This window comes from Evansella cellulosilytica DSM 2522 (genome assembly GCF_000177235.2).
Classification (GTDB): Bacteria; Bacillota; Bacilli; order Bacillales; family Salisediminibacteriaceae; genus Evansella; species Evansella cellulosilytica.
In genome coordinates this window covers 3,329,918-3,344,141 of sequence record NC_014829.1, presented here as the reverse complement: position 1 = coordinate 3,344,141, position 14,224 = coordinate 3,329,918, and the positions used below count along the sequence as shown (strand labels likewise).

General features: G+C 35.2%; 11 protein-coding genes. 10 read left to right on the top strand and 1 reads right to left on the bottom strand.

All coding sequences use genetic code 11. The features are described 5' to 3' along the window. The first annotated feature begins 437 nt into the window (after nt 1–437). From BCELL_RS15500 to BCELL_RS22670, 3 genes are all read left to right on the top strand, one after another. Nucleotides 438–989, top strand: a complete 552-nt coding sequence (locus BCELL_RS15500) for an RNA polymerase sigma factor (protein ID WP_013489717.1) — start codon at nt 438–440, stop codon at nt 987–989. Then, the gene (gene spoIIP / locus BCELL_RS15495; protein ID WP_013489716.1) at nt 979–1,854 is read left to right on the top strand and encodes a stage II sporulation protein P; all 876 of its coding nucleotides are present in this window, start codon (nt 979–981) and stop codon (nt 1,852–1,854) included. The genes BCELL_RS15500 and spoIIP overlap by 11 nt, the downstream gene beginning before the upstream one ends. Before the next feature lie 448 nt (nt 1,855–2,302). Further along, nucleotides 2,303–2,440: a hypothetical protein gene (locus BCELL_RS22670; protein WP_013489715.1), complete on the top strand. Its 138-nt coding sequence runs from the start codon at nt 2,303–2,305 to the stop codon at nt 2,438–2,440. Nucleotides 2,441–2,648: 208 nt separating this feature from the next. Here BCELL_RS22670 and BCELL_RS15490 read toward each other — a convergent pair whose 3' ends face one another. Further along, the gene (locus BCELL_RS15490; protein WP_013489714.1) at nt 2,649–3,038 is read right to left on the bottom strand and encodes a hypothetical protein; all 390 of its coding nucleotides are present in this window, start codon (nt 3,036–3,038) and stop codon (nt 2,649–2,651) included. Between the two features lie 297 nt (nt 3,039–3,335). On the opposite strand from BCELL_RS15490, the gene BCELL_RS15485 reads away from it, so the two are divergent. The 7 genes from BCELL_RS15485 (at nt 3,336) to lon (ending at nt 14,223) form a co-directional block, all read left to right on the top strand. Beyond that, complete coding sequence (locus BCELL_RS15485; RefSeq protein ID WP_013489713.1) at nt 3,336–4,394, top strand: tetratricopeptide repeat protein; 1,059 nt, start codon at nt 3,336–3,338, stop codon at nt 4,392–4,394. Nucleotides 4,395–4,502: 108 nt separating this feature from the next. Continuing rightward, nucleotides 4,503–5,798: a trigger factor gene (tig, locus tag BCELL_RS15480; RefSeq protein WP_013489712.1), complete on the top strand. Its 1,296-nt coding sequence runs from the start codon at nt 4,503–4,505 to the stop codon at nt 5,796–5,798. A gap of 690 nt (nt 5,799–6,488) precedes the next feature. Further along, a complete protein-coding gene (gene clpX, locus BCELL_RS15475; protein ID WP_013489711.1) occupies nt 6,489–7,760 on the top strand; it encodes an ATP-dependent protease ATP-binding subunit ClpX in 1,272 nt (423 codons plus the stop codon). 313 nt (nt 7,761–8,073) lie between these two features. Next, nucleotides 8,074–8,871: a phosphosulfolactate synthase gene (locus BCELL_RS15470; RefSeq protein ID WP_013489710.1), complete on the top strand. Its 798-nt coding sequence runs from the start codon at nt 8,074–8,076 to the stop codon at nt 8,869–8,871. Continuing rightward, on the top strand, nt 8,855–9,253 hold the full coding sequence (locus BCELL_RS15465) for a VOC family protein (RefSeq protein WP_013489709.1): 399 nt from the start codon (nt 8,855–8,857) through the stop codon (nt 9,251–9,253). The genes BCELL_RS15470 and BCELL_RS15465 overlap by 17 nt, the downstream gene beginning before the upstream one ends. 544 nt (nt 9,254–9,797) lie before the next feature. Continuing rightward, nucleotides 9,798–11,477 carry an ATP-dependent protease LonB gene (gene lonB / locus BCELL_RS15460; protein ID WP_013489708.1) on the top strand — a complete coding sequence of 560 codons (1,680 nt, stop codon included), beginning with the start codon at nt 9,798–9,800 and terminating at the stop codon, nt 11,475–11,477. Nucleotides 11,478–11,904: 427 nt separating this feature from the next. Beyond that, a complete protein-coding gene (lon, locus tag BCELL_RS15455; RefSeq protein ID WP_013489707.1) occupies nt 11,905–14,223 on the top strand; it encodes an endopeptidase La in 2,319 nt (772 codons plus the stop codon). The last annotated feature ends 1 nt before the right edge of the window (nt 14,224 follow it).

The following is a 14,224-nucleotide window of genomic DNA, read 5'->3' as shown; positions in this document are numbered from 1 at the left end:
ATTGAGAAGGCTTTGAAGCTATATGACACTGAACACTTCACAGTAAAGGAAATAGAGGAATGACACAAGTTTTTAAAGCTACATTATATAGAGAGATATGGAAAGTGGAAAAGTAAATAAGAGATTATGTAGGCACTCACTTATCACGGTGAGTGTCTTTAGCTTTATTTAGTTAGTAGGGGGTAATTTACAGTTAAATTGTAAATGAATTATTAGCATATTGTGAGAGTACATCCTCAGCTACAGCTTGTCCTTATATAGCGTCCGAACCTAATATACAATTACAATAAGAGTATTGATAATTTTGTATTAATATAAAAAATGGGTATTGATTGAGAGTGTAGTGTTAATTAATATCAGTTAAATGTAAAAAAACATTGTAACCTTTTCCTAGCTGGTACGACTAATTAGAAATTGAATTTAAGGGAGGGGAAAATTTGAACGAACAAATAAATACAGAGGAAGAAATTCGTCTAATCTATCGGCAATATTTTAAAGAGGTTTACCATTTTATTGTTTCATTTACAAATAATCATGATGAAGCCGAAGATTTAACTCAAGAAGTTTTTATTAGGTTATTTAAATCTATTTCTAAGTTTAAAGGAGAATCAGAATTAAAAACATTTATATTTTCTATTGCGAGAAATGTTGCGGTTGACCATTATCGTAAAATAAAAAGGAGAATGATTTTAGGGGATTTATTCTTAAATTTTGTTCCATCAAATAACAAATCTACAGAAGAGATTGTGGAACATAAGGAATCTATATCAAAGGTCTATAACTATTTACAGGAATTAAAACCTAGTTATAGAATGATCGTTATTCTTAGAGGGATAAATGAGTTTTCCATAAAAGAAACCGCTACAATCTTAAATTGTTCAGAAACAAATATTAAAGTTTCTTATCATAGGGCACTGAAGCTACTTAGACAAAAGATGGTTACAGAAGGAGATTCTAAAGGAGAAGGGTGGCTTAATAATGGGAAGTAAAGATGATAAAGATATAATAGATAGTTTAAGAAGAAATAAAGATTCTATTTTAATTCGAAAAGGTTTTGAAAAAGAGTTAGAAGAAAACCTAGTTCACCGCTTTACACGAAAAAACAAAAACAAATTACTTGTACCTGGTATAGTGACGATAGTTGCTAGTATTGTTTTCTTTTTATTAGTTATAAGTAGTGACAATGTATTTGAAGAACAACAGACGTTAACAAATACTGAAGAGCCATTAGTGTATATTTACCATACCCACACACACGAATCGTTTTTTCCAGAATTAGATTGGAAGGATGATAACGCCCTTGCCACAGCTTATGATAAAACAGTTAATGTTACTTTATTAGGAAAACATTTAGGGGAAACATTAGAAAGTAAAGGTATTCCAGTATTATGGGATGATACAGATTACACGAAAATGCTTGAAGAACAAAATCTTGAATATACTGAATCCTATAATGTAGCTAGGGAAAATATAAACACTGTTTTAAATAATCATCACAGTATAAAAATGTTATTAGATATTCATCGTGATAGTCTCCCACGTAATATAACAACTACCACAATTAATGATGAGGAAGTTGCAAAAATAGGTTTTATAGTTAGTGAAAATCATTTCAACTATGAAAAAAATGCAGAGTTTGCTAAACAACTCCATGAACTTCTTGAGGAACGTTATCCTGAACTATCAAGAGGAGTCCTTTTACTAGCTTCTACTGATCGCAATTATAATCAAGATTTACATGATAAATCTATCCTTATTGATATTGGTGGCGTATATAACACGTTAGAGGAAGTTAAGCAGTCTGCTGAATACTTAGCGGAGATAATTAGTGAAATTCTAAATGATAATAATTAAGGATAATACTGCAGATTAATTGTTGTTTTGAAAACTTATAGTAGTACTTAAAATGTTAATAAAAGAAAAGTTTTATTTCTTAGTAAATTAGTTAATACCACTTCTTCACAAAGAAGTGGTATTATTGCTTTCTTTTTTTTGTTGAAATCTTAATACCGTTCACATTTCTCAGAACAGATAGTAGAGAACGAAAGTAGATCAAGTGCCGATAGCACGCTTCTCAGAGCAGATAGGAAAGACATGAAGAAGAGTAAGTACCGATAGAATAATTCAAAGCATATAGATATATAAGAAAAATCTTCCGGTGTCAGAATTTTTAAGAACAAATAGAGCAAGAGTAGTGTGTTTAGTACTAATCATTTCATATGAAAGATGTACATATTTTTTAATTCCTATGGAATAGTAAAAACGTAATCAAATTTGATCTACATAAAATGGAGGGTTTAGAATGGCAGACATGCATGAAAAAAATACGAAAAATAAAGCTATCGAAAGAGGACGCCAATCAAACAAGCGTACAGAGCGAGAAAATGCACCTGGTTATGGTGACAAAAAGTTAGACGGTCCTAATAGACCTTCTGAATGATGTCTGGAAAATTCAAGAGGATGACTCAAAAGTCGAATTTTGCCTTATGAGTCATCCTCTATGCAATGTGCGGTGCCGCCGCAATCTCTTAAAGCCCATTATAAGTGGATTTCTTATAGTAGGCACGCGGCGAATCGAGCATTGTTAGAAAATATAATAGCTTTTGGGACAGCCAGCTCTTTATAACTACCCGCTATGCAAAGGAAATTTACGGGGTTTGTTTATAATGGTCACTTTTAAAGAAACTTTTTCTCCTTTCTACTATTTGTAATAATCTTTTTAATTCCTCATCTTTTTCATAATCTTCAAATGCAACAACAAACACCTTCCAACCTAATAAGGATAAATACCACTTTTTTATTTTTGAAAAAGTACTTCTTTTTAATAAGGCTATCTTGAATGGTCTTAAACATAAAGGGATTGTTAATAAACCATACTTCAATGAACAACTGACATAGTATCCCTTTCCTGTAATATAATCATAAATAGCACGTGTGCTCTTTGATAATGGTGGTACTTCCTTTTTTACAGGTGTTAATGTTATTTTTTTTCTAGCAATTGCGTAAATGAATGATGCTAATAAGAAAAAAGTTGTCATATGTACATCACCCCTTCAGATGTGTACTAACATCATTAACAAATACTTATCATTAAAAACTTAGTAATTTTAATTTTTATCTTCTTTCAAAAGGACATACTCTTCGGGAGATCATATTACCTGTCTATTTCAGAGATAACTATTTGTTTTTCATTATTTGAATTGGTAAACTGAATAAAAGTAATAAATAATTAAATTATGCCTCGAATGTTTCGTTTTGTTAAATTGAATTCAAAAAACTAAGTTTTATCTGTTCATCTAATTAGACCTTGAAATGAGGACAAAGGTGGTAATACTATGGGGAAACAAGTCGATAGTCATGAGAATAATGTTATCCTTTTTCCTGGTCTTGTGACTAGGCTTGTTGAAAAAGGGATGGCATCATTGAAAGAAAAAAAATATTATGATGCTTTAAAGTATTTTGAACAATCAACAGAACTTGAGTCTGAACATCCACAGGCGAGATATGGCTTAGTCATTACAAACATTGAGTTAGAAAGACTAGATGAAGCGAAAGATCATTGTGAATCAATGCTCCATGAAGGAATTGGACAATATTATGAAGTACTGCAAGTGTATGTGTCATTGTTAGTCCAACTCGGAGATTATCAAAAGGTGGAAAGCTTATTGGAAGGAGTTATGTCGGAAGAAAAACTACCTCCCAAAATGGCAGAATCGTTTTATCAGCTATTAGAATTCTCAAGGCAAATGATCTCACCACCAGTTGAAAGTTTAAATGAAGAAATCCATGACGAAAATATTGAAGACATAACAAAAAAAGATGTTTCTGATTGGTTATACTTATTAGAACAAGGCGAACCTGAGCAGCAGTGGGGGGCTTTGCAAAAGCTAAGTCAAATGGATTCGGAAGTTGTCCAGCATGCTTATAGAACTTTCTTAAAAGGGGAGCAAAACAATCCGGTACTTAAAAGCTACTTATTACAAATGCTAAAGGAATTAAACATACAAGATTCGATTGAAGTACATAAATTTGGTGAAACTTTTATTGTAAACATAGAAGAATTAGAAGATGTTTTTCAAGAAGAATTCGGAACACTCGTTTTAAAAGAGCTTGAGAAAAACTTGGGTCAAGAAAGTCCTTCCTTATTTGAGATGGTACAACAAATGTGGTGGCACTACTTATTTGCACTTTATCCGAAGTCACCGTCACCACCTATAGGGAATTTATGGGCAGCAGCACTCCATGTTCTTGGGCTAGAATTAATGGGTGGACAGCAGGAGGTGAAAGATGTAGTTAGTAGCTATCGAGTTAGAGAACAGGACGTTTATCAAGCTGTAGAACATATGAAAAAAATAGAGCTCAATATATTCGATTTAAATAGTAAACATACATAACAATGAAAATGATTGAAATCGTTCTGTTTAGTAGTATATAATAAAAGGGTTGTTTAATTTGTCAGATTATCAGTAATATTTCTTTAAAATGTTGGAGGGAAAGTATACATGACTGCAAAATGGGAAAAATTAGAAGGTAACTCCGGCGTACTTACTGTGGAAGTTGACAGTAGTCGCGTTGATACAGCTTTAGATGAAGCATTTAAAAAAGTTGTAAAAAAGGTAAACGTACCAGGATTCCGTAAAGGGAAAATTCCACGTAAAATGTTTGAGCAACGTTTTGGAGTGGAATCGCTATACCAAGATGCATTAGATATTTTATTACCACAAGCTTATTCAGAAGCAATCGAAGAGTCTGGGATTGAACCAGTAGATCGTCCAGATATTGATATCGAAACAATGGAACAAGGTCAAAATCTTGTTTTTAAAGCGACCGTTACAGTAAAACCAGAAGTAAAGCTAGGCGAATATAAAGGTCTAGAAGTTCAAGCACAAGAATCAGAAGTTACAGATGAAGATATTGATGCAGAACTAAAACAACTTCAAGAGCGTCATGCTGACTTAGTAGCAATCGAGGATGGAGAAGTTCAAACTGGTGATACAGTAGTAATGGACTTTGAAGGATTTGTTGATGGAGAGCCATTTGAAGGTGGTCAAGCCGATAATTATTCACTTGAAATCGGCTCGGGTCAATTTATTCCTGGCTTTGAAGACCAGCTAGTTGGTGTGAAAACTGGAGAAGAAAAAGAAGTAAATGTTGAGTTTCCTGCAGAGTATCATTCAGAGGAGCTTGCTGGTAAGCCAGCGACATTCAAAGTAAAGGTTCACGATATTAAGCGTAAAGAGCTACCGGAACTTGATGATGAATTCGCTAAAGATGTAAATGAAGACGTGGAAACGTTAGAAGATTTGAAAAAAGATCTTCGTGAAAAAATGGAAACTTCTAAAAAGCAACAAGCAGAAGCAACTACTAGAGATGAGTTAGTCCAAAAAGCAACAGAAAATGCAGAGATCGATGTTCCTGAAGCAATGATTACAACAGAAACGGACCGCATGCTTCAAGAATTTGGACAACGTCTACAAGCTCAAGGTATGTCTTTAGATATGTACTATCAATTCTCACAAACTGATGAGGAAGGCATGAAGGCACAATTCCACGATGATGCAGAAAAAAGAGTGCGTGCAAACTTAACTCTAGAAGCGATTGCTGAAGCAGAGAATGTAGAAGTTTCAGACGAAGATGTGGACAAAGAAATTGGAGAAATGGCAGAGACATATAAGCGTTCTGCAGATGAAATTAAGCAAATCCTTGCTATGCAAGGTGGCGTAAATACGCTAAAAGGTGATCTAAAAGTAAGAAAAGCAATTGACCTTTTAGTAGAAAATAGTAAAGAAGTTGAGTAATTAACCATTTAGGTAAAAATAAGAGGGATTCTGTAAAGGGATTTTAACTGACAAAAGTGAATAATTCGACATTATATCCTCTTATTTGAGCTTTCGGTTAACGAAGGACAAAGGCAAGGCATGAATATTTCATGCCTTGCCTTATACATAACAGTAAAATTTGCGAATAATGGAGAATTTTCTTTTTTATTATTTAAAGGGAATTTAAAACTCTTTGTTGTATGGTAATAAAATAAGCCTAATATTGATACGATAGAATAAGTCTTAAAAAAACAACGGATGTTTGTTAACAAAGAGACGGCTGTTAGGAATATTATCCATATGGAAATTGGAAATTCTCATAATCACTTTGTTTGACAGGTAACTTGTCGTGCTTTATCCTTGTGAGACATAAAAGTACGGATAGCTTTATATAACTTAGCTTCTTTTATAAGTAAGGGTTTCTATTTCAGGTCACTTTCATTATTATGGTACAATGCATCTATGTAGTTAATACTTTCTTTATAGAACGTACGAATCCTTTTGTCACGTTGGAGTTTGAAGGATGGCTATTGAATACGAACATCGTTGTGATTAAAAAATGAAACTGCAACGTAAAATGTAAATGATGAAGAGAAGATTTATTTGGAGTAACCAATCTAGATAAAAGCTCTGTTGCGTTTCTTAATTTTATTGTAAGGGGTGAACGGTATGTTTAAATTCAACGAAGAAAAGGGACAGTTAAAATGTTCGTTTTGTGGAAAAACACAGGATCAAGTGAGGAAGCTTGTTGCTGGACCTGGTGTTTATATATGTGATGAGTGTATTGAGCTTTGTACGGAAATCGTTGAGGAGGAATTAGGAACGGAAGAAGAAGTGGAAATGGAAGATATTCCAAAGCCACAGGAAATCCGAGAAATCCTTAATGATTACGTCATTGGGCAAGATCAGGCAAAGAAAACACTGTCTGTTGCAGTTTATAATCATTATAAGCGTGTTAACTCTACGAAGAAAAATGATGAGGTAGAACTTGCGAAAAGTAACATTTGTTTAATTGGGCCAACAGGTAGTGGTAAAACATTACTAGCACAAACATTAGCGCGAATACTTAATGTTCCTTTCGCAATCGCAGATGCAACATCGTTAACAGAAGCAGGCTACGTAGGGGAAGATGTAGAAAACATCTTGCTTAAATTAATTCAAGCTGCTGATTACGATGTTGAAAAAGCAGAGCGAGGTATCATTTATATTGATGAAATTGATAAAGTAGCTAGAAAATCTGAAAATCCTTCTATTACACGTGACGTATCAGGTGAAGGTGTACAGCAAGCGCTACTTAAAATCTTAGAAGGTACAACTGCAAGTGTTCCTCCACAAGGTGGACGTAAGCATCCACACCAAGAGTTCATTCAAATTGATACAACAAATGTACTCTTTGTTGTAGGTGGAGCATTTGATGGTATCGAGCAAATCATTAAGCGTCGTTTAGGGAAGAAAGTAATTGGTTTTGGATCTGAAACGACAAGTGAAGATTTAAAAGAAGGTCAATACCTATCAAAAATATTACCAGAGGATCTGCTGCGTTACGGACTTATTCCTGAGTTTATTGGTCGTTTGCCGGTTATCTCTAGCCTTGAGCCGTTAGACGAAGCAGCCTTAGTTGAAATTCTTACAAAGCCTAAAAACGCGTTAGTTAAGCAATATAAAAAGTTACTCGAACTTGATGATGTCGAATTAGAATTCAGTGATGACGCATTGAAAGAAGTGGCTAAACAAGCGATTGAGCGAAAAACTGGGGCACGTGGACTTCGTTCTATCATAGAAGGAATCATGTTGGATGTCATGTATGATTTACCTTCCAGAACGGATATAGCTAAATGTATCATTACTGACGAATCTGTAAAAGGACATAAGCGTCCAGTGTTAGAAACATCAGACGGAAAAGTAATTAAGGATAAGCAAGAACCTAAGGAAAGTGCATAAAAGGTAAGAGGGTACCCATCAGGTTGCAAAAGTGACCTTTACGGGTACCCTCTTTTTTTTCGCGTAATTTTGAACGCAATAAGATAGCTGATGGAAAAATATATTAAATAAATATACAGGTCGATATTTTATGTCAGTCACGTTCGAATTAATAGGTGAATATGTATAGTGAAGATAAGTTATTAATGAAATGGAGGAGGTTTAACTACAAACTTTTAATGATCATAAAAAGTAGCTGAGAGGTATTAAAAACCCTCATAAACCTATAATTAATAAAACTGCATAGAATTACTTATGATTGAGAGGTTAAGACATGAATATTTCAGGGTTGAATTTACCATTAAGAGATGAGAAGCCGAGACAGCATGGACTTACAGTGCTAATCGATAATGGACTACCAATCGAATACTTTAAAGATATGGTTAACAGTTCTGCTGAATTTATAGACTTTATCAAATTTGGCTGGGGAACGTCTATTGTCACAGGGAAACTGATTGAAAAAATTGAATGCTTAAAAGAGAATAACATAGATTATTTCTTCGGTGGCACTTTATTTGAAAAGTTTTTAAGTCAGGGGAAATTAGATCAATACTATTTGTACTGTAAAAAATTTGATTGTAAGTATATAGAAATCTCTAACGGAACGATGGAATTGACAAATAAAGAAAAAGCAAACTTTATTTCGGAATTTTCAGAAGAATTCAATGTGTTTAGTGAGGTTGGACAAAAGGATGCAGACAAAGCGGATGAGACAACCTCAAGTGACTGGATAGAATTTATTAAAGAAGACTTTGAAGCAGGTGCTACAAAGGTGATTACTGAAGCACGGGAAAGTGGTACAAGTGGATTGTGTAAGGCAACAGGAGAAGTACGAATGAAAATAGTGGAGGATATTTTAACTTCCTCTATCAATATAAAGGATGTAATTTTTGAAGCACCAAATAAAACAATGCAATCATTATTCATTAAATATGTAGGATCAAATGTCAACTTAGCTAACATTTCGTTTTCAGATACCATTCCATTAGAAACGTTAAGGTTAGGTTTACGTTCAGATACTTTTTATTTAGTTAATTTTGATTGGGGGAGCATTCGTGAGGGACAAAAATAAAGTTTTTCATTTAGCGATACCTTGTAAAAGCTTAGATGAGACAGTAGATTTTTATGAAAAATTAGGTTGTCAGCTGGCACGTCGTTATGACGACCGTGTGACTTTTAATTTTTTTGGTGATCAAGTTGTATGTCATTTGAATCCAGATAAAATTGACACTAAGCCAAAAATGTACCCGAGACATTTTGGCATTACCTTTACTAAGAAAGAAGAGTTTGATCAGTGTTTGACATTGGCGGAGGAAAGATGTCTTCCTTTTTTCCAAGAGCCAATGATGAGATTTGAAGGTAGACAAGAGGAACATGAAACATTTTTTCTTATTGATCCATCGAATAATCTTCTAGAGTTTAAGTATTATCAAGACACATCAATGGTGTATTAATATTCACACGTCTTATGCAAAAGCCGTATAAGAAACAATGTTTAAAATCCCAATAGAGTTGCTAAAGCAGACTGAAGGGCTAAGAAACAATGTTTAAAATCCCAATAGAGTTGCTAAAGCAGACTGAAGGGCTAAGAAACAATGTTTAAAATCCCATTATAGTTGCTAAAGCAGACTAAAGGACTAAGAAACAATGTTTAAAACTCCAATAGAGTTGCTAAAGCCGGATGAAGGTCAATAAAATAAAATCCAAAGTCCCATCATACTGGAGTGAACAGTAATGCCTCGCTGTACTGCGACTACGCGAAGTCCAATTATAGTAGGCATTACGCGAATGTACCAGCTATGATGAAAAGCTTCCATCGGGGTACTGAAATTAAAGAATCACTTTTTCAGTACCCTTACTAGCATTAAAGTTACATACAAAAAAGACCTTTTGATTTAATCTCATGTTAAATATTACCTCCTTGTTTTTTAAAGATTATAGTTGCATGTTAAGGAAATACTAAACTTCACAAAGAAGATTAGTCAGGGAGGGAAAAAAATGAATCTGACAGGAATAGCTTTCTTTATACAGTTATTTTTCGGTATCGTTATTGGGCTGTATTTTTGGAATATGTTAAGAAGTCAACGGACACAAAAGGTTTCTGTAGACAAAGAGTCAAAAAAAGAACTTGAGCAACTAAGAAAGTTGCGTTCGATTAGATTAAGTCAACCTTTATCTGAAAAAATTAGGCCACAATCTTTTTCTGATATTGTAGGGCAAGAGGATGGCATTCGTTCATTGAAGGCTGCGTTATGTGGTCCTAATCCTCAACATGTCATTATTTACGGTCCACCTGGTGTAGGGAAAACTGCAGCAGCGCGACTCGTATTAAATGAAGCGAAACGAAATCCGCTATCTCCATTTAAAGAAAAATCAACTTTTGTAGAATTAGATGGTGCGACAGCAAGATTTGATGAACGAGGTATTGCTGATCCACTAATAGGTTCTGTACATGATCCTATATATCAAGGTGCTGGTGCCATGGGACAAGCAGGGATACCGCAACCGAAGCAAGGTGCTGTAACAAAGGCACACGGTGGAATTCTTTTTATTGATGAAATTGGCGAACTACATTCCATTCAATTAAATAAGCTATTAAAAGTATTAGAAGATCGAAAAGTATTTTTAGAAAGTGCTTATTATAGTGAAGAAAACACCCAAATTCCTGATCATATTCATGATATTTTTAAAAACGGATTGCCGGCAGATTTCCGTCTAATTAGTGCTACTACAAGACAGCCGGAAGAAATACCGCCAGCGATTCGGTCTCGTTGTATGGAAGTTTATTTCCGCCCACTGAAGCCATCAGAAATATGTACAGTTGCAGAGAAGTCTCTAAAGCGTATAGGTATAGGCGCGGAAGAAGGCGTTCTTGAATTAACTGCAAAGTATGCAACGAACGGTCGTGAAGCGGTAAATATTATACAACTAGCAGCAGGAATGGCTACAAGTGCAAGTAGAGATCTCATTTCAAAAAAAGATGTAGAATGGGTTATTCACTCAAGTCAAAGAGCACCAAGACCAGAAAAGAAAGTCCATCAAGAGGATAAGGTCGGTTTTGTTAATGGCTTAGGTGTTTTTGGCCCGAATATGGGTGCTCTATTAGACATTGAAGTAAGTGTCATCGAAAATAAAGGAAAAGGTACAATTAACGTAACTGGTATTGCAGAAGAGGAAAGTAGCGGGAATCAAATGAAGCAAGTAAAAAGAAAAAGTATGGCAAAAGGCTCCGCTGAAAATGTGTTAACGGTTTTAAGAAATATGGGGGTTAATACATTTGATTATGATATTCATGTGAATTTTCCTGGGGGCATTCCAGTAGATGGTCCTTCAGCGGGTATTTCAATGGCTACGGCAATTTATTCAGCAATTCACCAAATTCCAGTCGCTCATTCCATTGCAATGACAGGAGAATTAGGAATACACGGTCATGTTAAGCCGATCGGTGGAGTTGTAGCAAAAGTGGAGGCTGCAATTCAAGCTGGAGCTACGGATGTAATAATCCCTAAAGGAAATTTCCAATCTATTCTTCAAGAGTTCAAAGGTATTCGTATTCACGCTGTCGATACATTAGAGGAAGTATTCCGATTAGCCTTCGTAAGCGAAGCAAAACAAGAAGAAATAGAAGGGAATGGAGCTTTACCTGAGGCAGCTTCATTTGCACTTGGACAAACCTAAGGGGAAAAAAAATCCGATCACCGACCGAGTGTTCAATGATAAGGAAATTTTTTAATGGTCTTTTCATCGTCTGAAACGAATCAAACGCTTTGCCTAAGGTTGACTCAATAGGTGGATATCAACCTTTTGAGTCAACCTCTCATTATGTTTGGGAAGAACTACATACATAAAGCATATTATCGCTTTTTTTCTTTACAAGAATAAAAAGTATGTGTGTTCATGTTAGACAAAACTATGCTTAATAAGATAAAATTGAACGAGACTTCATGATATTACTGGCGTTATTCTGTGAATGACGTCTGTTTTTATAACCTTTTCTGAATTCAATGCGAAGTAAAAGTCATATTTATGAGGAAAACTAAGAAAAATAACATTGTAGCCATGATGTTTTTTTCTTAAATAGTATAGATAAGGTGGAGATGTTTATATGGGTGAGCATACTCAAAGAAAACTCCCTTTACTGCCATTGAGAGGCTTATTAGTATATCCAACAATGGTGCTTCATTTAGATGTAGGTCGAGATAAATCGGTTCAAGCACTGGAACGTGCTATGGTTGACGAGAAAGAAATTTTTCTCGTTACCCAAAAGGAAATAGCAATTGATGAACCAGATGAAACTGATATTTATTCAGTAGGGACGTTAGCAAAAATAAACCAGATGCTAAAGTTACCTAATGGAACGATTCGTGTGCTCGTTGAAGGCCTACAAAGAGGGAATGTATTGACGTTTGAGGATAAAGAAGAGTACTTCGAAGTTGAAGTTGAACTCCTTGAAGAAAGACAGGAGGCAACCGTTGAAGAACAAGCATTAATGCGTAATGTTTTAGAGCAGTTTGAGCAATATATTCAAATTTCAAAGAAAATCTCGCAAGAAACGCTTGCCACAGTTTCAGATATTATTGAACCTGGTCGATTAGCTGATATTATCTCATCGCACTTGCCATTAAAAATAGTTCAAAAACAAGAAGTGCTAGAAACTTTTTCATTAAAGGAGCGCTTAACTTTAATACTTCAAATATTGAGTAATGAAAAAGAAGTATTAGGTCTTGAGAAAAAAATTGGACAACGTGTGAAGAAATCGATGGAGAAAACGCAAAAAGAATATTACTTGCGTGAGCAAATGAAAGCTATTCAAAAGGAACTTGGAGATAAAGATGGAAAAGAAAGTGAAATTGAGGAGTTTCGTAAAAAAATAGCAGCCGCTGATATGCCAGAATCAGTACAAGAAAAAGCAATTAAAGAGTTGGCTCGTTATGAAAAGATGCCGGCAAGTTCTGCCGAAAGCTCTGTAATAAGGAACTATGTTGAATGGTTAACACAAGTGCCTTGGTCAAAGGAAACAGAGGATTTACTTGATATACACCATTCCGAAAAAATACTGGATGAAGATCATTACGGATTAGAAAAAGTGAAAGAAAGAGTACTTGAGTACTTAGCGGTTCAGCAGCTAACTCGTGAATTAAAAGGTCCTATCCTTTGTCTTGCCGGACCACCAGGGGTAGGAAAAACGTCATTAGCACGTTCAATTGCCAGATCTTTAGGAAGAAATTTTGTGAGAATATCGTTAGGTGGTGTACGTGACGAAGCGGAAATTCGCGGACACCGTCGTACGTATGTCGGAGCGATGCCTGGTCGAATCATCCAAGGGATGAAGAAAGCAGAGACGATTAATCCTGTGTTTTTACTAGATGAAATCGATAAAATGGCGAGTGACTTCCGTGGTGATCCTTCTGCTGCAATGCTAGAAGTGTTAGATCCTGAACAGAACAACAGCTTTAGCGACCATTATATAGAAGAGCCTTATGACTTATCAAAGGTTATGTTCATTATGACAGCAAATAACATTGGTGCTATCCCAGCTCCACTCATGGACCGTATGGAAATTATCAATATTGCTGGCTATACAGAAGTTGAAAAACTAAATATAGCCCAAGAATATTTACTACCGAAGCAAGTAAAAGAGCATGGCTTAACGAAAGGGAAGCTTCAAGTTAAAGAAGAGGCGATTCTAAAAGTTGTACGCTATTATACTCGTGAAGCAGGTGTCCGTGGACTAGAGCGTCAAATGGCAACAATTTGCCGTAAAGCTGCGAAAATTATTGTTTCAGGAGAGAAAAAGAAAGTTATTGTAACTGATAAAACGATTGAAGATTTATTAGGTAAACCTAAATTCCGTTACGGAAAAGCTGAACTAGAGGATCAAATAGGTGCTGCTACTGGACTAGCATATACGACAGCAGGTGGTGATACTTTGCAAATTGAAGTATCTCTAGCACCAGGAAAAGGCAAACTGACACTTACAGGGAAATTAGGAGATGTTATGAAGGAGTCGGCTCAGGCTGCATTTAGCTATATACGCTCTAAGTCAGAGGAATTATCAATTGATTCCGACTTTCATGAGACGAATGATATTCATATCCATGTTCCAGAAGGTGCAGTGCCGAAGGATGGACCATCAGCAGGAATAACGATTGCAACTGCTCTCATCTCAGCTTTAACTGGGCGTGCGGTACGTAAAGAGGTAGGCATGACAGGTGAAATTACTTTAAGAGGACGCGTATTACCTATCGGAGGTTTAAAAGAAAAGTCGATGAGTGCGCATAGAGCAGGAATTACACATATTATCATGCCTAAGGATAATGAAAAGGATTTAGAGGATATTCCAGAAAGTGTTAGAAAGGATTTAACCTTTATTCCAGTGTCACACTTGGATGAAGTATTAAAGGAAGCTTTAGTAGGAGAGTAAT